Below are 19314 nucleotides of genomic sequence, written 5' to 3' on the forward strand. Positions count from 1 at the left end.
GTCAGTTTCCCTTCTTCCACTGCTGGAGCACCGGGTCATTCCAGACGGAATACCCAACTTGCCGCCACGCGCGATCGACGGCGGTTAGGTCGCCCTTCTTCTGAGCCAGGGGCAGGGCGCTTTCATAGAACTTCGCTTTGGCAAGATCGGCATTCGTCTTAGCCTGCGCGAAGTCGAGAATGAACTGATTGGCTTCGGGCGTGTTCTTGAGCGATGCGAAGGTTTGCCCGGCGCGCTGTGCATCCCCTTCGGTCTGCGTGCCTTTCTGGGCGATCAGCGAAGTTTGCAGCCGGTCCATTGCGATCGACTGGAATTTCTGCGCATTGGCCGCGTAGAGCTGGGCACTTGCAGGAGCCATGCCCAAGCCAGTAAGAACATTCGCAGCCGCCGCCTTTTGTTCCGTACCCCAGCCGGTGGACATGTCGGTATTGCGAATGGCCTGAATGCTGTTCTGAAGATCGAGCGCACTCTTGCCGGACTCCTGCACCGGGTTGAGCATGTTCTTTACCCAGTTGTCATTGAGAGCGATCGAAGACTGCTGCGTGATGGGATTCCGAGACGCCATGTAGCCACCGGGCGAAGCACCCGCGACGCCGCCAGCGCCGACGCCAGGACCTAGGCCGCCCATCGCTCCGGCATAGCCAGAAGCCACCCCAGCACCCCCGAGCGCGATCTGAGCGCGCGGCGTGTAGTAGGTATTTCCGTCGGCGCCGACGGTTGGTTGCGTGTCCAGTTGAGCCTGAGTAAGTTGGCGCGAGCGATCGGTGGCAATGTCGAATGGCATCTTTGCTTGAGCGACGGCACCGGCTTCTGTGCCCTTGATGTTGGCATTCGCGCGCGCGTAGCCGTTCAACGGCGTAACGTTGCCGCTTCCATCGAAACCCATCCCCACGTCTACCTTTGGCATGTAGCGAACAGCGCCGGTCGTCGGATCGCGGTAGTAGTTGCCGGCTTCCTGCTTCACGCCGTCGTTCTGATATTTGTACATGTTGAACAAGTCAGTAGCGTTCTTCTGTCCGAGAACGCTAAGCCCGGCCAGGTCGTTCAACGAAAAAGGAAAGCCACCCGATGCGCTCGGCCCGGCAGTACCCGGCCCTTGCATTGGGATCTGTCCTTGCCCAGAAGGACTACCCTGCGCGGGCTGGCTGGTCATCAAAAATGGATTGACGCCAAGAGACAACTGAGACGCCCCGGCGCCGACAGGCGTGCTCATCGAGCCGCCGATAGAGGGGGATGCTCCAGAGGTTGGACTACCGAAGCCAGAGCCGTTGCCGCCAAGTCGAGAGAGCACGAAATTATTTAGCGCGGTGTCGCGCTGCATTTGCAGTTGCCGAGCCTGCGACTGTGAAGTCGCATCGCCAATCTGCGCCTGCAAGTATTTGCGCTTTAGGTCGTCGGTGGCCTGACTATCGACGCTTTGCATTGCTCCGGCGATACGCTGACCGAAACCGCTCTTGTTTGGATCAGTCGTCGGTCCACCGGCAGCAAGCAGGCCGATCCCAAGCTGTGCATCAGGTTGTTGCAGAAAGTCAAGAATCCCCATAGCGGTCTTTCATTGTGCGGATTGGCGAGACTCGGCCCGCCAGGGTTGTCGGGACGATCGGGAATCTCAATGAACGAGATGGCGGGCGTCCTAGGAATCGCATCCCTGCACGATAGGAAATTCTTGGCGCTAGATCGATGACGCAATATGTCGTTCGATGCCGCTTTGATGCCGGCAAGATCTCGGCATCAAAGTTCGCGTCGTTCTTCGACCCACATCGCCAAGTCCATAAGTCGATAACTCACGCGCGATCCATTGACAGGACGATGGTAGAAAACCGGGCCTTGACCAGCTTGACGTAGGTTCTTGAGGGAGTTTGCGTTGGTGTACCCAATCAAAGAAGCCGCGTCTCTCTCGCTCACCCGCATATCCGCACTCATGATGATCTGACGTTCAGTCGCAGCTTCACGAATCATCGCCATGGTGCTTTCGATAAGCCTTTGGCGTTCTTCAGTGGATCGTTCGTGGTACTGCCTCATGTCGCCACCTCAAAGGCTGGGCACCGTTGCAGAAGCCTCACCAGGGGCGCCACAGCCCTTCCAGCGCCTGCCGCTGCCGGCACCGAGCAGACCATGCCACGTTGCAGCTTGGAGCACTCCAGGCAGATGCGGCGGTCATCTCCTTCGCGGTCGCGCAGCACCAGCTTGTCGGCCAGGGCCTCGGCATCGTCATGGCGGAAGCCGCGCCGATCAAAGATCGCAATCCGCGTCTGCATGCGGTCGATCTCGGCGCCGGTCATAGCGTCGGAATGCGGCCAGCACCAGCGGTCGGGGTCAAACTCAGGATCGTTCACCGAAGCCTCGAAATTCGCCACGGGCGCCACTTCGGCACTGACAAAAGGGGCCAAAAGGACTATTGTCGGTTTTGTCGGTTCGATGCTGGGGCTCATCTCAGTTTTTCTGAGCCGATCGAGCCATTTCATGACGCGCTCCAGAGACGCGGATTCACCTCGAATCGCTCGCTGGGTCGGCCGCCCGTTTGAACGACATCCAGCCGCAACCATTCGTAGTCAGCGAGCAGCTCCGCAGCCTTGCGCACGGCCTCAGTCGATCCCAGGCCAGCCCAGCACTTACGCACCACCTCGCGCGGCGTGAAGGACTCGCCAAGGGCCTTGCTGCGGATTTTGGTCAGGAGAGCCTTCGCCGCACCCGTCTCAGGCATCACGGCTGCGCTATAGAGCCGCTCTGCGTGCGTGCGGAGATAGTCGCTCCAAGCCAGCGACCGCAGGAGATGCGTGGCAGCAATCACACCAGCTGTCGGCGAATCGATCATGGCGAATACCAGCGCGAGAGCCGGGATCAGCTTGCGGTACTTAGACAAGTGAGCGACGAGGGCAGGGTGCAACGTCCCCCCGCGCACTTCCGGCTCAAACTGTTCTCGCCATTCGTTGAAGATGGCTTGCGCCTCATCGTCGAAGCGCCACACCGTAGGCTCGTCGGGTGTCTCGATGGCTGCCAGGCGGTCGAACACATCCCCAGCCTTCTGCTTAGCCGGCGTGTCGGGCCACTGGTCCACGTTCTTGAAATTCCCATCCGTGTCGGGCCAGACCGTCAGGCCGAAACGCTGGAGTAAACCGTCATCCCCAGCACCACCGGAAACGGCATCCCGAACATAGCTTTGGATGCGACCAGGTTGGATGCCGCCGAGCATCGCGAGACACACGCGCTCGATGCGCACAGTACCCCGCCCGATGCGATCGAAGGTGTACGACTGGTTCCCGTCATACCCTTGCAGGTAGAACGCGCGCGCTCCTTCCTGTCCTTCGCGATCCATGCTCTTGAGCAAACCGTGGATCTCATCCCGATAGGCCATGAAGCCCCACGGGTTGACGCTCATAAACTCGCCCAGCTTTTCTACCGTGGCATCGTTGACGATAAAGCGACGCTCAGCAGGAGATGCGGGCAGATCCATGGGCTTGAGCAGCTCGCGCGCCTTGGCAGGATCCTTTACCGCAATCCCCTTTGCCTCCCTGCTGTTCGCTTCGTTCTGTAGCTCCGCTACCTTGACATCCAGATCCCACGATTCCCGCTCAGCCTCAAACGCTTCTCGAGCTTTTGCCTCCAGCCGGTTCAGCGGTCGCAGTGTTTCGCTCAGTGCCGGCGACTTCATCACACCAGGGTTGCCGATGATCAGGCCCCAAAGGTTCGGGACGACTTGCCAATCATCCTTGGCCTTCGGCTGCACTACAGCGCGAGCACCGATCAGGCTTGAGATGGCCGTGACTGCACCAACTGCCGGGAAGTCGATCGGGCATTGCATCCGGTGAGCGATGTCCACCACCCAGGCGCGGATTTCTTCCGGCAACAGTTCAGGATCGAACGCCATCACGGGCGGCAGCGTGTCGGGCAGTTCGGCGGGAATGCCCCAGCCTTCAAGAGAGGGCTTCGCCGCGTCGATCGAGGTACGCACGATAGACGCCAGATCGGGAGACATGGACGTATTCATGCTGCACCGCCAATCTTCACCTTGCCGGCGAGCCGAACAAGATCGTTGTAGTCGGAATCACGCGGGCCACGGGGTAGACCCGTGAAGTCGGGAAGGGCAACGCTTCCGCCGACCGCGGCAGCAGCCACGCGAGCAGCAGCCAGCCCAGGATTGCCCGGCGTTTGATGATCGTCATCAGCGGCGACGATGATGGACAAGCAGGGATACTTCGCGCGCAGAGCACGGGCTACAGGGTCGAGGTTGCCGCTGTTGAACGCGACAGCTACGCCGTCGCCGGTTGCTTCGTGCACAGTGGCGCAGGTTGCGTAGCCCTCCCCAATGATCAAGCGCCCGCTGGGCCGTCCTATCGAGTGATAGCAGGCCTTGACCTTGCCACCAGCGAGAAAGAGCTTCTCGCCGTCGATCGTGATGCCTTGCAGACTCCAGAGCTTGCCCGTGGTGTCGCGCATCGGCACGTAAAGCACGTTCTGAAGCGTGAGGAGCTCGCCTGTGTCGTGGTCCCACTTCTGCCACTGGCCGACGCGCAGACCATGCGCCTTTACTGCCTTGGCCTTGAGGTAAGGATGCCCAACAGCAGGGATACCGGCAGCCCAAATGCCGTTGGCCTTCACCGATGCACCGGCATTGCGCTTGGCCGTCTCTGCATCCCGCATACGCTGGGCCGCCCGAACACGTTCCCGCATGGCTTCGCGCTCGGCTGGCGTCAGTTCGTCGTCGGACTTGACCGACCATGTGCAATCGATGCCCATATCCCACGAGCCGAAGCGCCCGGACGGGTTGCCGTCGCTGAAGAACACAAGCCAACTGTTCTTCGTGCCGCCGCGCTTGCCGGTGCCGTTGAATCGGTAGATGACGCCTTCCGGGATGTCACCAGCCGATGGCGGATTGATGCCCGCCGCAGCGATGGCGGCGCAGAATGATTCTCTTGAATCTGTCATTTCGTTCCCTGAATGTGGTTGAGCAGCTGGCGGGCGTCGTCGAGGTCATGGATGGGCTTCATCCAGCCCCAGCGGATCGCGAAGTAGGGCGCCTGCGTCTCACCAGGCTTTGCGCGGATGAGCGCATGGCCGGCCAGCGCGTACTCGGCGGCGATGGTTGCGAATCGCTTGTCTTCGTCGTTCATCGCTCCCCCTTGCAGACGTTGGCAAAGCACGGCGATGCGAAGAACGCGGTGGCTACATCGACCCAGGGGCGAGGCGCATAGAAAACGCTCGGGGCGGCGTGCGCGACAAGTCGAGAGCCGCTCATGCGCGGGCCGGCCGCGCTCGGAGCACCGCAACCATCACAGACGCGCACGAAAGGTCGCAGCGGGCTATAGCAGCCGTCGCAGCGGGTATCCGGTAGAGGTACATCGTCTTGATGGCGCGACGCCGAGCCAGCCGCAGTAAATGCGGCAACACGGATCCAGGACATCAGACGCTCCCTGCAACTGGAGGTTGAGTGATCCCAATGACGCGCGCCGATTCCCAGGAGCGCAGCAGGTTGAGCGCTTGGGCCGCCTTTTCTGGATGCCTCATGCAATCGACGCCCGTCCACGGCGTATATGTCACCGCAGCCTCGGCCTTTTTGCGCGGCTTACGCTTGAGGAGCGGAATCGGAGTCCAGTCACTGGCAGGTTGTGCGAGGCTGTACAGCGCTTGACGGCGAAGCCGCCCGTCCGCACTGACCGCTGTCACCATCGTTGTCTTGATGTCTAGCCCCATCGCGCGCAGTTCGAATACGCGGCTATTTGCCATCCAACAACCACGGTCGCGCAGTTCGGTCGTGAGCTTTGGACTGACGCAAAGCGCCTTGACGATGACATCGTGTTGCTCCTTGCGTGTGAGCTGGAGCAATGGCGACTTCGCGTCTTGAGAAGTAGAATCGAGGCCTTCCGAGCCCGTTCCTAAATCCCCTTGTGTCTGAAAAGATGCTTGGGGATTTTTCATTGCTGAATCCCCTTAGCCTTGTCGATCAGGCGGGCCAACTCGAAGAAATCGACCACCGTGTGGTGGTAATGCTCGCCGAACGCTTGCCGGCGCTCGATGGTGGTCAGCTTGAAACCTTTTGCCAAAGCCTGCGCTCGCTGGGCACGGCGTTGCGCTTCGTCCCAGGGAATCGAGGTTTCGCCCCAGGTCACCATATGGTCGCCCCACTTGGGGGCTAGGGTCAGAACTTGGGCGCTCATGCTGCACCCCCGTTCATAAGCCTTCTAATGTCCTCTGTTTTCCACCCTAATCTGCCGTGCAACCGCACAGGGGTAATAGGACCATTTCCGAGGCACGCCCAGCCCCGGAGCGTTTGCGGGCGGCGCAGCAACAGGTGTGCGGCTACGTCGGTCGGCACCAATGTACGGTGTTCTTCCTCCAACGTGGGGAATGGAATCTTAGATTGCATCTCTGCATCTCCGGCGCCTCTCGGCGTTAGGTTTAAAGGCCATCACGTTATTGCGATGGTTTGTCGGTCAGGGTTGATTTGGTTTCTGACCGATGGAGCGAAGATTAATCTCGTAGAGGATGCCGCCAAATATCCAAGGTGACCCCTGCGCTTTTTTGTGCTTTTTTCTTCGGCGCCTGTTTTGACATCTCGTTTGTGAGCGCTCGAACCGCTTTGGGATCAGGATTGCGGTCCCCCTCGCGGCGAAGGAGCTGCACAGCCGCTGCAATTTTCGAAATTGGTCGGCCTAGGCTTGCCGAATCTGCTTGAATCGTGAGCGCCAGCGCAGCCCGCGTGCGGTTCCGACCGCTGCCCTTGGGGCGGCCCCGTTGGCGCGGTCCAGAGGCCAACAGCGATTCAAACAACCCCGCCGCAATCTCGTCTCGTCCCTGACCCTCCGGTTTCCGCGAGAGCTTTTCTCGGAATCGATCGATTTCCTTGCGCGCATTCTCGATTTCGGTAACTAGGTCGTGCCCGAGCAGTTCCAGATCAGTCGCGTAGTCGCGCCAATTCTCCAGCGACCACTCGCTGCGCGGGGCATGCATCCAATCTGGTGCGAGCAAGCCGGGGGTCGGCGGCCAAACCGGCAGGTCAGGCCCAAAGCCTAGATTAGCTTTGAAGTAGATCATCGCACTCCCTAAAGTGCAGCCCTCGAATAGAAAAAGGTCGGCGCGGGTCGGTCGAGGGAAACCGATTTTCAACAGCAACGTCTAGCGCCTTCCAAAACAGAGCATATGGGGAAAACTTCTATTCGCCTCCTATCGCCAAGCGCAGCGCGCGAGCCAGCATAGTGACGAAACCGAAGGCTCCGAGCACGGACCAAAAAAAGGGCAGGCCGCAGGCAAGACTGCCGCCGTCCTTGGGCGCAACAACCGAGAAAGCTGCCAGCAAGGCCAAAAGGGCTATCGCGACCCAGGCGAGCGCGGAACGACCTTTTCGCGGGTAGTGGTAGCGAGCATGCGGCCTATTCACGCCACTCTCCCAGTTCCTTGGCAACCTCTACCAGAACGGCCCGGCCAGTGTCTTTGTCCTCTATGAAGACGCCGCCAGCCCTCCACCTGTACTTCTTGCCATCTGTGGGTGTGGTGACAAGTACCATGCCGGTAATTTCCCCCTCTTGGATTTGTTGCCAGAGGTCCATTACCGCTTTCGCCATACTGTTTTGCCATTTCCTCAGCGCTTCGCCACGATCGTAGTTGTAGCGCTTGGTCCCGGTGAACTTGAGCACATTGCCAGAGACACGCGTACGCCCCCGGCGTCGGCCCGTCGTCAATGCAACCCTCGGGAATGACAGGACGTTAGATGGTGCGATGTCCTTCGCAACGGCGGGCTTAGCCATGCTGCACCGCCTCGCCCTGATCGATCAGGGCCGGCTGCTGGAGTGCTGCGAGCATCCCAACGAATTTGGGATCACCCCGTGCTATGTCGGCTTGCCACTTAGTGGCGATGGTCGCGTGAAGTTTTGCGTTGAAACAAGTCGTGCCGGTTTCCAGAATCTGGATCATCTCGTCGGCCAATTCCGCCAGCTGTGCTTTTGCATCGTCGCAATAGCTGAAGCCGTGCCATTTGCTCCGGCCCGCGCCGTCTCTCACCAGATTCAACAATACCTTGCTGGTTTGCACTACGTCTGCCCGATATGCGGCGTGCGTGGTTACCATCTCAGACAGCGCTTTACGCGAATATCTTGCTTGGACGGCAAGCTGTTCCTTCTGCTGCCGCTCGGCATTCATCGCAGCGATGTCAGCCCTGAGCCACTCTTCGCGACGGCTCGCTTCGTCTTCGGAAAGTCCGAGCACCACGCGAGCACGCCCACGGCCATAAAGCGATATGGCGAAATAATGAAGGTCGCGGGGAACCGCCTTCATGCCTCGGGTGCGCCGTTCGCCGTCGTAGTAGGTCGCCGACTTCGGTGGGTTGCCCGCTTGTCCAGGGCATTGGGCCAATGTCATGACGCCTGCAGCGATCAAATCCTCAATCGCTCCGATATGAACATCCTCACGATATTGCTGCTGCGTATTGATGCGGGCGCGGGCCGCATTCTGTTCCGCTTTTGTGTAGTCTTTCGCACTACTCCGGATGTTGGATTGTGCAGCGCCGCAAACGGGCGCGATAATTTGGGTAGCCATGATGCGAAGTCCTTTGTACGGTGTCGCGTTTTGGTTAGCTGGCCTCGGTGTTCCACCACCTTGGCCGGCGCCTTGAGTGCCTCAGATCCGAATCGCTGCATGCGACTCGACGCCCTGAGGCGCGGCGTTATCCCTTCGGTTCCTTGGCCTTGTCGATCTTCTCGCGCACCCAAGGGGCGCCGCCCAAGCGCTGCAGTTTGTCGCGCTGACGGCCGCTCAGCCTCATGTTCACCGTCACCGACTCCTGGCCGGCCTCGATCGGCTTCCGCCCTTGGCCTCGGCCAGCACCGCCGTGTGTGGTTTTTCCTGCTTTCATTGTTGATATTGTGGCATTAAATCAAATGCTATGAAGGGTAGAAACCCTAGTCGCGCCCGAATGGCAAGTTTGGCGCCTGCTGCAGTACAACCGCGCGCGCCCGCACGCTCGAATGCCACTGGCGGAGTGCATCGAACATACGGAAATCCGCTCGTGTCGCTGGCGATGACGCGCCGGAATACTTGGTGCCCATGAGCGCATCAGGAATTAACACCGGGCAGCAGGCCCGAGGAAAAAGAATCTTGAGACGGATCAGGCACGGCAACGGCTGTTGCTTCTGGTCGCCGCAGGAAGACGCGACATTGCGCGATCTATATCCGTGGATGACCAATCGACACTTGGGTATTTTATTTGGGCTACCAATGCAGACGGTGCTATCGCGAGCCACGCAACTTAAGTTGGCCGGCAGAAAAGTGATAGACGAAAACATGGGTCGATTGCACCCGCTGTGGCAAGAGCATGAGAAGAAATTCATTCGCGACTGTTACAACGCGCTGCCGCTTGCTGATTTGGCAGAAATCATGCATCCGCGTACGGAACGGGCAATTAGCAATAAGGCTCATGAATTAGGAGTGGCGAACGGGGGCGCCGACTATCCCGAAGAAATCATCGAAGCGCAAGCGTTGCAATACAAAATTGTCAGGAAAATGTATGAACGAACCAACCACATCAATCGGCTTGTCCCTCAACGGCGCCAGCGACTTGATCGAAATGATGCGAAGGCAGTACGAAGGAATCTGCGACACGACGAAGCCGCTGGACCTGCCGCGTGAGCGCCTGAAGGTCGAAATCCAGCGCAACGTCATCTCGGTCGTGAAGCTGCAAGTCGAATATGCGGCCATCATGAAGGGCGCGGTCGAGGCACCATTCATCGAAGCCAACGAAAAGCCGAACGACCCGGCACGCAAGGACCCGCTGTTGAGCGGCCCAAGCGCGGATCACCCGTGGCGTGCGCAGGTGCATCGCCTGAAGGGTTGACGTGCCAGAGGTGCCGCAGATGCCAAGCCTGAGCCTGCCAATCCCATCGCAGACGTACTCGGAGCGTGCACGCTTGAAGTTCAAGAACTGGCAGGAGCAGCTGACGGCCACGCCAGCGATGTCCAAACCCTAGAAGTGGCTTGGCCGAAGTGACCTGCATAGGAAACGCCTTGTTCCTATGCATGATTTCTTGGCGTGCATAGAGGTTGTAGCTCGTGAGCCCTGCTTCCATGAACGACAACGTGTCTGTGGTTCACCGGCCTAACTCAAAACCCCCGAATTCGGGGGAATTGAAGATGGCGAACCGTACCGAGGATATGGAACTGAAGCAGCCCTCTGGATACCAAAGGGCTGTAAACGTGCTTTTTTGACGCGTACCAACAACACGCCGCTTCCCACCTACAGACGAGGGATTCTCCGGTAGCGCAAAATTGCCATACCTCGGAAAGTTTCTACCAGTTACAACCAAGGATCAAAAATGCCTGCCGTACACGAAGCCAGAGAGATCGTGGTCAACGTCTACTACAGCCAGGAGGCACGCGGCTTTTGGGCCGAAAGTCCTGATCTGAACGGCTTGGCGGCTTCAGGCGATACCAGGGCCGAGGTTGAGCAGGAAGCCCGGTGGGCGGCCGAGACAATCTACGAGTACCAAGGGCGGGGCGAGCCTCCTAATCTGGTGTTCAGGGACGCGAAGATCTCGGAGGAATGAACTACCGCCGGCAGGTGATCGATCTGTTGGAGACGCATCACTTTAAGAAGCTGCCCGACCGCGGCAAAGGCTCACACGAGGCATGGGTCAAGGGCGCCTATGTGCAAATCGTGCCGCGCAAAGTGGATGATCGGCACTTTGCAAACAGAATTTTGAAGCAGGCTGGGATCGAACACCGTTTTAAGTAGCCGCTGCCCTACCTCATGCGGCGCGCGTTCGGCTTCATAAGGCGACCGGTCTGCACAGCCAAACCTGCCGGTGCTCGCAAAGCTCTTGCCCCTCGGAATGCAGCTCAGTGCCGGCGATCAGCCAGCCGTCGCCCTTGTAGGGCAGCAGCACCGGGTCGAATAACGTCGCCAAGCCACGCATGCGACTCTCGCCGTAGCTATCCCAGAGGTTTGCTACCAGCAGGTTGCGCTTGAAGTTGTTCGTGGCCCGGTCCGCCTCGGTGATCCGCAGGGTGCCACGCAACGGCGCTACCAGTTCCCCACGGCCCAGGCGCCGACTCCGATTGCGCAGCATGACAACTTCGTAAAACACTGGTTAAGCATACAGTAGTCTGCCGACGCCGGCTTCAGATTCGCTTCAGGGTCGTAAGAGGCGCGCACGCCTACAGGGCAGCTAGTTATCCGGGCAAGAAAATCTCCGCTCCGACCCAGGGAGACCCATGCCAGCACACGAACTTGAAAGCATCGACGGGATGATTCGCAAAGCGACACAGATGCGCCAACTTGCGCAAGCCCGGATCGTCGCGGCTTTTCGTGAGCAGTTGGAGGGAAAGAGCTCCGGGCCCACTGACGAGGATTTGCACGCCTTCGCCCGACTGGCGCATGTGGAGGAAGCGCTGCACAGGTCGAGGAGTAGTTTGCCGCTCGGCGCCGACGCGGTGGCGTGGCTCGACGAGCTGGCTCGGCCGCCGTTCTGAGTAGGCCCGTCGGAAGCTACCGCCGGCGCGGCCAGAGGGCAAGGATGGCCGTCAAGGCACCAACAACAGCCGCGGCAACGAGCAGGATCTGGCTGCGTCGCTGCCGAGCAACGCGCGCCCGCACCCGCTCCTCGATGAGGTCGAGAGCTGTGCTGATGGCAGCCTCATCCTCGTCCAAGTGCGCCTGGCGCTCTTCAACAGCCAGCTGCTGCAGGCGTGCGATCTGGGCGGCTCTTTCCTTCGTCTCCATGGCGGGCATTCTGCGCCGCTGGCATCCGTCCTGCATGTGACAGAAGCCGCGTCTGACCTAAAACTGGATGGGAGCCCAGTCTCATGACCTTCCACCAGCAGGAGAAGACCATGCCAGACGATCTCTCGAACCGCGGCGGCCAAGACCGCTCACGCATCAACGTCAACGAGGAGCACGAGGTCCGCTACTGGACTGAGGCTCTCGGCGTTGATGAGGAAACCTTGCGTAAGGCAGTGGCCGAGGCCGGCACCTCGGCCGAGGCGGTCCGCACTTTCCTCGGCAAGCAGTAGGCGCCCGTGGCTGCGGGGGAGCTGCGCCGGATCGCGGTCTATGTCGATGAGCCAGATAAGGGGTGGTTCGCCTGGGTACTGATCGAGCAGTAGGGATTGGGCCACTGGCTGGAGCTCAACGGGGCAGAAGAGTGGGTCGGGAGCTACCAGGAGGCCATGGCGGCCGGGCTGGTCGCGCTGCAGACGCTGGTCGAAGACCTGGCGAAGGGTCCAAGGCAGCAGCGCGCGCCGCCACCACCCCCCAAGCCGCCGGGCGGGTCCGTTCGGTTTCGGGTCGCTGCTGCCATAGCTAGCCTGGCAATCCGTCCAGAGTTTCCAAGGTGGAGCGGAGATCCTGCAGGGCTTGCACCGCGCGCGCGAACTCGGAATGGCTGACGCCCTCGTCTTCAAGGCTCTCAAGCACGAAGGCTTCGAACCGTTCGCCGAGCCGGCCTTCAAGAGCCTCGTGGGACTCAAGCAGCACATTGCCTATCAGGAGTAGCTCGGCCAGGGCACGAGCGGGCTTGCGGTGCTCTTGCTCGAAGGTTCGTCGAAGTGCGGCGACTTCTTGCGGTGTTGCAGGCATGACGGGCTCCGAGTTTCAGAGGCCTAAGTTTCGCTTAAGCGCCACCTCGCACGATCGCGTCACAGTCCCGGCGCTGGTAGAGGATGCTTCGGCAGCCAGCCCTTCGCGGGTAGGTTCCTCGATGCCGGCGACTGTCCTATCCTGGCCTTTCCCGCCAAAAAAGGGCACCATCCGCATCCCGCCTGTTGGGAGTGCGAGATGGCCGCCTCACACAAACCCCCGCTCGACCCGGCAAGGGTTGTTCGAGCTGCCGAGTACGTCCGTATGTCCACGGACCATCAGAAGTACTCGATCCTGAACCAGTCTGCGCTCATCCATGTGTTCGCAGAGACGAACCACATGGAAATCGTCGCAACCTATTCCGACCCGGGCAAGAGCGGCCTCACGCTGCGCAGTCGCCCGGGGCTATCGCGCCTGCTCTCAGACATAGTTGGCGGCAAGGTCGATTTCGAGGTCGTGCTTGTCTACGACGTGAGCCGCTGGGGCCGATTTCAAGACGCCGACGAAAGCGCGCACTACGAATTCCTCTGCCGGAGGGCTGGGATACGGGTGATCTACTGCGCGGAGCAGTTCGGTTCAGATGAACAGCCGCTATCCAGTGTGCTGAAGGCGCTCAAGCGGGCCATGGCGGGCGAGTTCAGCCGGGAGCTGTCCACGAAGACGGCGCTGGGCAAAGCGCGCGTGGCCAGCATGGGATTTCGCACCGGTGGCATTCCCGGCTATGGGCTTCGCCGGAAAGTGGTGTTCGGCAGCGGCAAGCAGGGCGTTTTCCTATCCGACGGCGAACTCAAGAACCTTCAGTCCGATCGTGTCACGCTGGTGCCCGGCCCCGCGGAAGAGATTGCCGTCGTTCACAGGATCTATCGAGACTACGTCTATCTGCGAAAGAGCGAGCGGCAGATTGCCGCCAACCTCAATCAGGAGGGCCTGAGGTTCTCCGGGAGGAATTGGACCCGGTGGTTGGTTGAGAGCATTCTCACGAACGAGAAATACATCGGCGTCAGCGTCAGTGGAAAGACCATCCGACGGCTCACCTCACCCGCCATCTACCTCCCATCGGAAAAGTGGGTCAGGTGCGAAGGCGCGTTCGAGCCATTGGTCAGCCGTGAGCTTTTCGAGGCTGTCGCGTGCGTGAGGCAATTCAACCGGAGAAAGCTGCTCTGCGACGAAGATCTGCTCGAAGGTCTTCGCGGCATCCTCAGGCGAAAAGGGACGCTCTCGATCTCGCTCATTCGACAGGAGCCAGCGATGCCGGCAGTCAGCACGTTTGCGAACCACTTCGGCTCGATCTCCGGCGCCTACGAACGCCTGGGCTTCACCATGCCGACAAGGCGCCGCTTTCACGATCTGGACCGGGCGCTGGTTCAGACGAAGACCGACCACATCGAGCAGTTGCTCCGGTCGTTAAATGAGAGGGGCGTGCGGTGTTCCCTGCATCGCAACGTGATCAGATTCAAAAGCCAACTTGCCATCGAGGTCCTCATGTGCAGGCATCAGGAGCCCATGGCCTACGGCTGCTCGGGTTGGAGAATCGCGCACAGGCGAAACTCCGGAAGCTCCCATGTGCTGGCTCTGCGGATGGCGCTCGGGAATCAGTCCATGCAGGACTTCGTACTCTTGCCCAGATCTGAGATCTCGAACTTGCCCCCGTTCCTTCGAGCCAATCGAGATGAGCACGTAGCTGCATTCAGGCATGCCGACCTCGCGCAGGTTTACGCGGCAATCGTGGAGATTGCGCAGGGCTTCTGAGCGAGCGCAAAAAGCCATTCCCTCATGCAGCATTTAAATGGCTAGGTTCCGCAGGTGCGGCCATAGCTTCAGCGAGCGCCTAGGACAGCAGGTGATGCACGAGCATGCGCCCGACTTGCGCCCTATCTTGGCGGTTACCTGCGGCCCTAGCGGGTGACCGCAAGAGATGCAATCAGGGCGGCAACGCTCACAGCCTACCATTTCAAGAACTGGAGTTTGCCTCAGCTTCATGAGTGGAGGTTTTCGCCCAGGTGCTTGCGGGCGGCTCCCGCCGAATTGCCCACCGCAGTCGCGGCTTTGCGCAACTCTTCCTCGGTACAGCCGAGTGATTCCGTCCAGCTGCGGACTTCTCCGGTGCGAATGGCTCGCTCTCGGCGTCGCTGCTCAGATTCAGGCCTCCGCCAGCGCTCTGTCTCGCGCCGATTGGGCCTCTCTCAGCTCATTCCGTCCTTTCGCCGTTATCGCGAGGACTTGAGCGGCGTGTTTGCCACCGGATAAGGTCACGGGGTCTGCAGGTGCGGGGATGAGTGCGACAACTAATCCAGCCTGCCGAAGGATCCTAACCGCGTCGATGTCTTCAGTCGCGGTGTACGAGACAGGCAGGCGCACTGATGCAATTTTCTTGAGCAAGTCCATCGACATGACAAATCTCCTCTTGCCTTGGAATGACGATTGGCTTCTGAGAACCAACATACCGTCGCTTCGAAAGGCTTCAAGGCTCGGTGGGTTTAAAGATTTTTATCGATGCGACAGGGGCCGATAGCGTCGTCGTCCGCAACGGCACAACCATGGAATCCCCCCTCCACCGAGGCGCTTCTTCGCTCTTGAAATGCCCGCGACGGCTCCTATTTCGCTTGACGGAAGCGCTGGAGACGCTCCGGCGCTCCGTTCAACCTGAAAGGAGGTTTTCGCCATGTACCGATCCCTGTTCCCACGCGACATGTTCGCCGAGATGGATCGCCTGCAACGCGAGATGCAGCAGGCCTTCGATCTGTCCCCCACCATCCGAGGCTTCGGCCGCAACGGATTTCCCGCGCTCAATGTCGGCGGCACGCCGCAGACCGTGGAGATCTACGCGTTCGCGCCGGGCATCGATCCCTCGACGGTGGAGGTGAACCTCGATCGTGGCCTGCTGACCATTGCCGGCGAGCGCAAGAGTCCATTGCCCCAGGCCGACGCCAACGCAGCCATCCACATCAACGAGCGCTTCGAGGGCGCCTTCCGCCGGATGCTCACGCTACCGGAGGATGCGGATCCGGAAGCGGTCGAGGCCAAGTACCGCGATGGCGTGTTGCACATCACAGTCCAGCGCCGCGCCTCCGCTCAGCCGCGGCGCATCACCATCCAGTAATGAGAAGGGAGATCTAACATGACCCAGCATCAATCACCCGCCGTCGCCGCCTCTAAAGAAATTGGCGAACAGCAAGTTTCGCGCTACAGCGAGGCCGCGCTGACGCCGCCCGTGGACGTGGTCGAAGACAGCGGGGGCATCACGCTGTATGCCGACCTTCCCGGGGTGTCACGCGAGAAGCTCGGCCTGCACGTCACGGGCGACACCCTGAAGATCGAAGCTGAGGCAGATATACCGGTGCCGCAGGGACTGCAGTCCAGCCACACGGAAGTGGGCTTGGCGCGTTTCCACCGCGTCTTCACGCTGAGCAAGGAACTTGACACCGGGGAGATCTCGGCGGAGCTGGCCCAGGGCGTGCTGAAGCTACGCATTCCAAAGGCGGAGCACGCGCAGCCGAGGCGCATCAGCGTACAAGCTGCGTGACGCTGCATCGGGGCGTGGCTGGGCCGAACTGCATGGCGCTGCGCAGTTGCGTCGGACAGCGGCCCGGCCACGCCGTTCAAAAACTAAGGTCAAGAAACGCCATGAGTGGAACCGAATGCCTGGCGCGTTTGCGCCGGGAAGCTGAAGCGTTGAGCCCGCGCGCGGCGCGCATTGCACTTGCGCTCTTGCCGGCCGTCGAGCACTTGCCGGACGCGTGGCAAGCGGCGCTACGCAAGAGCTTGACTCGGCGTGCCGAGAGCGTCGCGCCCTTGTCCCCGACTGAGTTCGATGCGATTCGAGTGACTGCAGCGAGTTTGCCGCATTCTTATCCCGAATGGGTCATGACGGATCCGGAGCACCCCGCGGCACGAGCGCTTATCGTAGATGCTTGGCTGGCCGGCAAGCGCTTGCATGCAAGGCAATGACCAGATCAAGGCGGGGAGGCCAGTCCTTGGATGGTGATCTGTTCTGCACGCGCCCGAGACCTTGAAGTGCTCGGCGTCGAGGCTGTCGAAGGCGCCGTTCTGGCAGCGTGGGCGGGTTGTTGAACCACCCGATGGCGACTTCGACCGGCCACGGTCGGCGGTTGCATCGTAGGCGTATCCCTCGATGATCGCCATCGTCTTGCCGTCCGTCTTGCTGTCGCCCAGATCCGCGTACTTGACGCCGAAGGCTTTCACCAACGGGCTTTAGTGCGGGAGCGGAATCTCCCAGCCTTCCTGGGTCAGGGGTCAGAGCTTGGCTTCTACCGTCATTGCGCGATCCTTGACCTTCCAACGATCGCTCCGAAGCTCCAGGCTGGCGGTTCGGCGGCGCGCGTGACCCTTGAGAATCTGCACTGCAGCAGCCGTTTTCTTCGCATTTGTCGAGGGGCAGAGCTTTCCCTAGGCGATACGGAATTTCTTTGCCGGCTTCATGGGCTCGCCGCCAAGCGATCGTTCGGCTTTGCGGCGGCCACCGCTTTACGGCGGCACCGAGTTGCTGAAATCGATCTGCGACTCCTCTTCAGCGCGCGCGCGCCTCGATCTCTTGTCGTGCACTGGACTTCTCGCCGCACCGTGCACCTGATAGCCCGGCAGCGGCTGTGCATAAGAAGTTGGGCGCCTGTAAAGTACAAAGGAGACGATGCCCGCCGCAAGAGCACTGCAGATAGCCGCCCAGTTCGCGTACCCTGGGTAACCAAGAACGAGCATTGCCAACGTCGAAACCAACGCAGCGGCCCCGGCGACAACGAGCGACTTAGCTAGCGGCAGTAAAGATGTGTGGGTAATCATGATAGACATGGATCAGCATGGCGCTGCCAATCGCCAGGCAGGTGAGGCGATTCGACCAGCGACTAAGCACGTCAGTGTTGGGATGCTGCCCGTCAACGTTGTGGATCGTGTTGAAGATTGCGAAGACCAGTGTAGCGACGAGAGCGAAGACAACCTGTAATCCGAAGAGAAGTGATACCTTCATATCGGGTATGAGCGTCTCGGTCATCGACGCCGCGGTGATCGCGGCGGCGTAGAAGCACAGTTGTCCATCAGCGGCAGCCTCAGCCCAAACTTTGGCAATGGGTGGTCTAGGTTGACCATTTGGCGAGGCTGCAATTTTGAAACCGACCATGAAGAAGATCGGAATCATTGGGAAAACAATATTCAGCCCTATCCACCAACTTTGTTGGTTAAGCTCATCCAGCATTGCGCAAACCCTCATTTTTTGCGGGATTCTGCCCTCATTCGTAGAGCATTCAGGATGGCAGAAACCACTAAAGCACGGGTTTCACCCCAGGATCTTTTTGACTGCTTGGCCTTTTGTCGGTTTTGTCAGTGCCCAAGGTGGGCTCTTTTGCTTTTTCAGCCGGCGCTGGAGCGACTGCATCAGGACGTTTGAATGGCACCTTGGCCTGTTCCAACATCCATGCCTCTATGCGCTCGTGGTGGATACGAATGAGATCGAGGGGGCGCACGGTGTAGTGCTTTTCCGCCGTCGCGCTGGGCTTGTGGCCCATGATCTGAGCCACCACACCGGCAGGAATCTCCAACCACTCAGTCAGGCTCTTGAATGATCGGCGCAGCCCGTGCAGCGTCAGCCCCTGAACACCCGCGGTGATGCAAACCGTCTCCATCGCGCTGTTCGGATCGCTCAGGGCCTGATCTTTTTTGCGCGTGCTGGCGAAGACGAATTGATTGATGCGGGGGAGGGCATCCAGCAGGCTCCAGACATACGGAGTAAGCGGGATCTGTCGATCGCCCTCTACCTTGTCGCGGATGGTCATGCCGTTCCACTTCGTATCGGTGTCGGTCCACTTCAGTTCGAGCAGCTCACCACGGCGGGAACCGATCAGCAGCAGCGTTTGCAGGTAGGCTGCGACGGTGGCATTCGGCAGCCCGCGCACCGCTGCAAACCACGCCGGCAATTGCTCTTTCAGGAGCACATCCTTTTTCTGTCCTGCCTTGCCGAAGGCATCGCGGGATTTGCGCGTTTTTGCCGCTCCGGCATCAACGAGAGACTTGTATTCCCGATCCTCTGCGCACCAAGCTAAGAACGCCTTCAGGCACCGCCAGGCGAGCCGGCCATAGGTAGGGCGCTCCTTGCCTTGCTCAACCGCCCAGGCCTCGATAATCGGCGGCGTCAGTTCATCCAGCCTCATGGCAAGCAAGGCGTAGATTGGACCGGGCTTCGTCTTGCCGGTGCCGCGCGTGCCTCTCTTGGCCGGTGTGCCGCCTTCCTTGGCGAGCCGCTTATGGTCTTCGTAGTGCCGAGTACCCCAATGTTCTTTCCGGGCCGCCAGGTAGGCTATCCAGGCCTCTCCAACGGTTGTCTTGGATCTTTCAGCCTCGATGTTGCGCTCGATCTTCGCAGCAGTTTGAATCTTGTCGTGCTCGCGCGGATCTTCGCCGTTGTCGATCAGGACGCGAAAGCGATTCGCCTCCACACGCGCCTGATCGATCTTCCATGCCCGAACATCGCCGATAGTCCTGCGGATGGTCTGTCGATCTAGCTTGGCCTCGAAGACGAACGACTTTGCGCCGTTGGCTGTGACCCGTACACGCAGCCCAGGCGCTTTCAGATCGCGGAGGAATGCCTGAGGCTTACCCAACGGGCACACCAGGCGCTCTATGGACCCGGTAGTGATGTCGATCGCCTTCGTCAGGTCCGGAGCTTGATTTTTCGGCGGTCTTGCCATCACAGGCGCTCCGTGTAGCCACCATGTAGCCAGATTGAGGGAATTTGGAGGAATCTG

The 19314-nt window shown here is 60.1% G+C and carries 26 protein-coding genes; 8 read left to right on the top strand and 18 right to left on the bottom strand.

Going from position 1 to position 19314, the window contains the following annotated elements; translation table 11 throughout:
- Position 1: 1 nt before the first annotated feature.
- The 12 genes from E5P2_RS12895 to E5P2_RS12950 all read right to left on the bottom strand — a co-directional run bounded on the left by E5P2_RS12895 (position 2) and on the right by E5P2_RS12950 (position 8845).
- Positions 2 to 1543 (bottom strand): hypothetical protein, encoded by a 1542-nt coding sequence (locus tag E5P2_RS12895; protein ID WP_162567554.1) that lies wholly within the window; start codon positions 1541 to 1543, stop codon positions 2 to 4.
- A 188-nt stretch (positions 1544 to 1731) separates the two neighbouring features.
- Entirely contained in the window at positions 1732 to 2022 is a 291-nt protein-coding gene (locus tag E5P2_RS12900) for a hypothetical protein (protein WP_162567555.1), read from the bottom strand.
- Entirely contained in the window at positions 2019 to 2465 is a 447-nt protein-coding gene (locus tag E5P2_RS12905; RefSeq protein ID WP_162567556.1) for a hypothetical protein, read from the bottom strand. Before E5P2_RS12905 ends, E5P2_RS12900 begins: the two co-directional genes overlap by 4 nt.
- Entirely contained in the window at positions 2462 to 3976 is a 1515-nt protein-coding gene (locus E5P2_RS12910; protein ID WP_162567557.1) for a YfjI family protein, read from the bottom strand. Before E5P2_RS12910 ends, E5P2_RS12905 begins: the two co-directional genes overlap by 4 nt.
- 8 nt (positions 3977 to 3984) lie before the next feature.
- Entirely contained in the window at positions 3985 to 4926 is a 942-nt protein-coding gene (locus tag E5P2_RS12915; protein WP_162567558.1) for a toprim domain-containing protein, read from the bottom strand.
- The gene (locus E5P2_RS12920) at positions 4923 to 5111 is read right to left on the bottom strand and encodes a hypothetical protein (RefSeq protein ID WP_162567559.1); all 189 of its coding nucleotides are present in this window, start codon (positions 5109 to 5111) and stop codon (positions 4923 to 4925) included. Before E5P2_RS12920 ends, E5P2_RS12915 begins: the two co-directional genes overlap by 4 nt.
- Before the next feature lie 289 nt (positions 5112 to 5400).
- Positions 5401 to 5916, bottom strand: coding sequence for a helix-turn-helix domain-containing protein (locus E5P2_RS12925; RefSeq protein WP_162567560.1), 516 nt, complete (start codon positions 5914 to 5916; stop codon positions 5401 to 5403).
- Positions 5913 to 6155 (bottom strand): hypothetical protein, encoded by a 243-nt coding sequence (locus E5P2_RS12930; RefSeq protein ID WP_162567561.1) that lies wholly within the window; start codon positions 6153 to 6155, stop codon positions 5913 to 5915. The genes E5P2_RS12925 and E5P2_RS12930 overlap by 4 nt, the downstream gene beginning before the upstream one ends.
- A 313-nt stretch (positions 6156 to 6468) precedes the next feature.
- Positions 6469 to 7032, bottom strand: a complete 564-nt coding sequence (locus E5P2_RS12935; protein WP_232080681.1) for a hypothetical protein — start codon at positions 7030 to 7032, stop codon at positions 6469 to 6471.
- Positions 7033 to 7367: 335 nt separating this feature from the next.
- The gene (locus tag E5P2_RS12940) at positions 7368 to 7742 is read right to left on the bottom strand and encodes a hypothetical protein (protein WP_162567563.1); all 375 of its coding nucleotides are present in this window, start codon (positions 7740 to 7742) and stop codon (positions 7368 to 7370) included.
- Positions 7735 to 8529, bottom strand: a complete 795-nt coding sequence (locus tag E5P2_RS12945; RefSeq protein WP_162567564.1) for a hypothetical protein — start codon at positions 8527 to 8529, stop codon at positions 7735 to 7737. The genes E5P2_RS12940 and E5P2_RS12945 overlap by 8 nt, the downstream gene beginning before the upstream one ends.
- Positions 8530 to 8656: 127 nt before the next feature.
- Complete coding sequence (locus tag E5P2_RS12950) at positions 8657 to 8845, bottom strand: hypothetical protein (RefSeq protein WP_162567565.1); 189 nt, start codon at positions 8843 to 8845, stop codon at positions 8657 to 8659.
- 651 nt (positions 8846 to 9496) lie between these two features.
- On the opposite strand from E5P2_RS12950, the gene E5P2_RS12955 reads away from it, so the two are divergent.
- From E5P2_RS12955 to E5P2_RS12965, 3 genes are all read left to right on the top strand, one after another.
- Positions 9497 to 9823, top strand: a complete 327-nt coding sequence (locus tag E5P2_RS12955) for a hypothetical protein (RefSeq protein WP_162567566.1) — start codon at positions 9497 to 9499, stop codon at positions 9821 to 9823.
- A gap of 478 nt (positions 9824 to 10301) precedes the next feature.
- The gene (locus tag E5P2_RS12960; RefSeq protein WP_162567567.1) at positions 10302 to 10532 is read left to right on the top strand and encodes a type II toxin-antitoxin system HicB family antitoxin; all 231 of its coding nucleotides are present in this window, start codon (positions 10302 to 10304) and stop codon (positions 10530 to 10532) included.
- The gene (locus E5P2_RS12965) at positions 10529 to 10720 is read left to right on the top strand and encodes a type II toxin-antitoxin system HicA family toxin (RefSeq protein WP_162567568.1); all 192 of its coding nucleotides are present in this window, start codon (positions 10529 to 10531) and stop codon (positions 10718 to 10720) included. The genes E5P2_RS12960 and E5P2_RS12965 overlap by 4 nt, the downstream gene beginning before the upstream one ends.
- A 34-nt stretch (positions 10721 to 10754) precedes the next feature.
- On the opposite strand, the gene E5P2_RS12970 is transcribed toward E5P2_RS12965, so the two are convergent.
- Positions 10755 to 11054: a hypothetical protein gene (locus tag E5P2_RS12970; RefSeq protein WP_162567569.1), complete on the bottom strand. Its 300-nt coding sequence runs from the start codon at positions 11052 to 11054 to the stop codon at positions 10755 to 10757.
- 145 nt (positions 11055 to 11199) lie between these two features.
- Here E5P2_RS12970 and E5P2_RS12975 point away from each other — a divergent pair, with 145 nt between their 5' ends.
- Positions 11200 to 11457 (top strand): hypothetical protein, encoded by a 258-nt coding sequence (locus E5P2_RS12975; protein WP_162567570.1) that lies wholly within the window; start codon positions 11200 to 11202, stop codon positions 11455 to 11457.
- Positions 11458 to 11473: 16 nt separating this feature from the next.
- Here E5P2_RS12975 and E5P2_RS12980 read toward each other — a convergent pair whose 3' ends face one another.
- Positions 11474 to 11707, bottom strand: coding sequence for a hypothetical protein (locus tag E5P2_RS12980; protein ID WP_162567571.1), 234 nt, complete (start codon positions 11705 to 11707; stop codon positions 11474 to 11476).
- 110 nt (positions 11708 to 11817) lie between these two features.
- Between E5P2_RS12980 and E5P2_RS12985 the strand changes: the two genes are divergently transcribed.
- Complete coding sequence (locus tag E5P2_RS12985; protein ID WP_162570472.1) at positions 11818 to 11997, top strand: DUF3606 domain-containing protein; 180 nt, start codon at positions 11818 to 11820, stop codon at positions 11995 to 11997.
- Between the two features lie 289 nt (positions 11998 to 12286).
- On the opposite strand, the gene E5P2_RS12990 is transcribed toward E5P2_RS12985, so the two are convergent.
- Entirely contained in the window at positions 12287 to 12562 is a 276-nt protein-coding gene (locus E5P2_RS12990; protein ID WP_162567572.1) for a hypothetical protein, read from the bottom strand.
- A gap of 198 nt (positions 12563 to 12760) precedes the next feature.
- On the opposite strand from E5P2_RS12990, the gene E5P2_RS12995 reads away from it, so the two are divergent.
- Positions 12761 to 14311: a recombinase family protein gene (locus tag E5P2_RS12995; RefSeq protein WP_232080682.1), complete on the top strand. Its 1551-nt coding sequence runs from the start codon at positions 12761 to 12763 to the stop codon at positions 14309 to 14311.
- A gap of 227 nt (positions 14312 to 14538) precedes the next feature.
- Here E5P2_RS12995 and E5P2_RS38145 read toward each other — a convergent pair whose 3' ends face one another.
- Positions 14539 to 14673 (bottom strand): DUF3606 domain-containing protein, encoded by a 135-nt coding sequence (locus E5P2_RS38145; protein ID WP_162570473.1) that lies wholly within the window; start codon positions 14671 to 14673, stop codon positions 14539 to 14541.
- A gap of 551 nt (positions 14674 to 15224) precedes the next feature.
- Here E5P2_RS38145 and E5P2_RS13005 point away from each other — a divergent pair.
- Positions 15225 to 15662, top strand: coding sequence for an Hsp20/alpha crystallin family protein (locus E5P2_RS13005; protein ID WP_162567574.1), 438 nt, complete (start codon positions 15225 to 15227; stop codon positions 15660 to 15662).
- Positions 15663 to 15680: 18 nt separating this feature from the next.
- Entirely contained in the window at positions 15681 to 16085 is a 405-nt protein-coding gene (locus E5P2_RS13010) for an Hsp20/alpha crystallin family protein (RefSeq protein ID WP_162567575.1), read from the top strand.
- 1239 nt (positions 16086 to 17324) lie between these two features.
- Here E5P2_RS13010 and E5P2_RS13020 read toward each other — a convergent pair.
- Both E5P2_RS13020 and E5P2_RS13025 read right to left on the bottom strand, forming a co-directional pair.
- Positions 17325 to 17768, bottom strand: a complete 444-nt coding sequence (locus E5P2_RS13020) for a hypothetical protein (RefSeq protein ID WP_162567577.1) — start codon at positions 17766 to 17768, stop codon at positions 17325 to 17327.
- Positions 17769 to 17835: 67 nt separating this feature from the next.
- Positions 17836 to 19257, bottom strand: coding sequence for a tyrosine-type recombinase/integrase (locus tag E5P2_RS13025; protein ID WP_162567578.1), 1422 nt, complete (start codon positions 19255 to 19257; stop codon positions 17836 to 17838).
- Between the last annotated feature and the right edge of the window lie 57 nt (positions 19258 to 19314).

The organism is Variovorax sp. SRS16 (genome assembly GCF_901827165.1).
Lineage (GTDB): Bacteria > Pseudomonadota > Gammaproteobacteria > Burkholderiales > Burkholderiaceae_C > Variovorax.

Bases quoted from the DNA above. Each gene is read 5' to 3' on its own strand.
- E5P2_RS12895 (WP_162567554.1), bottom strand. From the start codon at position 1,543: ATGGGGATTCTTGACTTTCTGCAACAACCTGATGCACAGCTTGGGATC.
- E5P2_RS12900 (WP_162567555.1), bottom strand. From the start codon at position 2,022: ATGAGGCAGTACCACGAACGATCCACTGAAGAACGCCAAAGGCTTATC.
- E5P2_RS12905 (WP_162567556.1), bottom strand. From the start codon at position 2,465: ATGAAATGGCTCGATCGGCTCAGAAAAACTGAGATGAGCCCCAGCATC.
- E5P2_RS12910 (WP_162567557.1), bottom strand. From the start codon at position 3,976: ATGTCTCCCGATCTGGCGTCTATCGTGCGTACCTCGATCGACGCGGCG.
- E5P2_RS12915 (WP_162567558.1), bottom strand. From the start codon at position 4,926: ATGACAGATTCAAGAGAATCATTCTGCGCCGCCATCGCTGCGGCGGGC.
- E5P2_RS12920 (WP_162567559.1), bottom strand. From the start codon at position 5,111: ATGAACGACGAAGACAAGCGATTCGCAACCATCGCCGCCGAGTACGCG.
- E5P2_RS12925 (WP_162567560.1), bottom strand. From the start codon at position 5,916: ATGAAAAATCCCCAAGCATCTTTTCAGACACAAGGGGATTTAGGAACG.
- E5P2_RS12930 (WP_162567561.1), bottom strand. From the start codon at position 6,155: ATGAGCGCCCAAGTTCTGACCCTAGCCCCCAAGTGGGGCGACCATATG.
- E5P2_RS12935 (WP_232080681.1), bottom strand. From the start codon at position 7,032: ATGATCTACTTCAAAGCTAATCTAGGCTTTGGGCCTGACCTGCCGGTT.
- E5P2_RS12940 (WP_162567563.1), bottom strand. From the start codon at position 7,742: ATGGCTAAGCCCGCCGTTGCGAAGGACATCGCACCATCTAACGTCCTG.
- E5P2_RS12945 (WP_162567564.1), bottom strand. From the start codon at position 8,529: ATGGCTACCCAAATTATCGCGCCCGTTTGCGGCGCTGCACAATCCAAC.
- E5P2_RS12950 (WP_162567565.1), bottom strand. From the start codon at position 8,845: ATGAAAGCAGGAAAAACCACACACGGCGGTGCTGGCCGAGGCCAAGGG.
- E5P2_RS12955 (WP_162567566.1), top strand. From the start codon at position 9,497: ATGAACGAACCAACCACATCAATCGGCTTGTCCCTCAACGGCGCCAGC.
- E5P2_RS12960 (WP_162567567.1), top strand. From the start codon at position 10,302: ATGCCTGCCGTACACGAAGCCAGAGAGATCGTGGTCAACGTCTACTAC.
- E5P2_RS12965 (WP_162567568.1), top strand. From the start codon at position 10,529: ATGAACTACCGCCGGCAGGTGATCGATCTGTTGGAGACGCATCACTTT.
- E5P2_RS12970 (WP_162567569.1), bottom strand. From the start codon at position 11,054: ATGCTGCGCAATCGGAGTCGGCGCCTGGGCCGTGGGGAACTGGTAGCG.
- E5P2_RS12975 (WP_162567570.1), top strand. From the start codon at position 11,200: ATGCCAGCACACGAACTTGAAAGCATCGACGGGATGATTCGCAAAGCG.
- E5P2_RS12980 (WP_162567571.1), bottom strand. From the start codon at position 11,707: ATGGAGACGAAGGAAAGAGCCGCCCAGATCGCACGCCTGCAGCAGCTG.
- E5P2_RS12985 (WP_162570472.1), top strand. From the start codon at position 11,818: ATGCCAGACGATCTCTCGAACCGCGGCGGCCAAGACCGCTCACGCATC.
- E5P2_RS12990 (WP_162567572.1), bottom strand. From the start codon at position 12,562: ATGCCTGCAACACCGCAAGAAGTCGCCGCACTTCGACGAACCTTCGAG.
- E5P2_RS12995 (WP_232080682.1), top strand. From the start codon at position 12,761: ATGGCCGCCTCACACAAACCCCCGCTCGACCCGGCAAGGGTTGTTCGA.
- E5P2_RS13005 (WP_162567574.1), top strand. From the start codon at position 15,225: ATGTACCGATCCCTGTTCCCACGCGACATGTTCGCCGAGATGGATCGC.
- E5P2_RS13010 (WP_162567575.1), top strand. From the start codon at position 15,681: ATGACCCAGCATCAATCACCCGCCGTCGCCGCCTCTAAAGAAATTGGC.
- E5P2_RS13020 (WP_162567577.1), bottom strand. From the start codon at position 17,768: ATGCTGGATGAGCTTAACCAACAAAGTTGGTGGATAGGGCTGAATATT.
- E5P2_RS13025 (WP_162567578.1), bottom strand. From the start codon at position 19,257: ATGGCAAGACCGCCGAAAAATCAAGCTCCGGACCTGACGAAGGCGATC.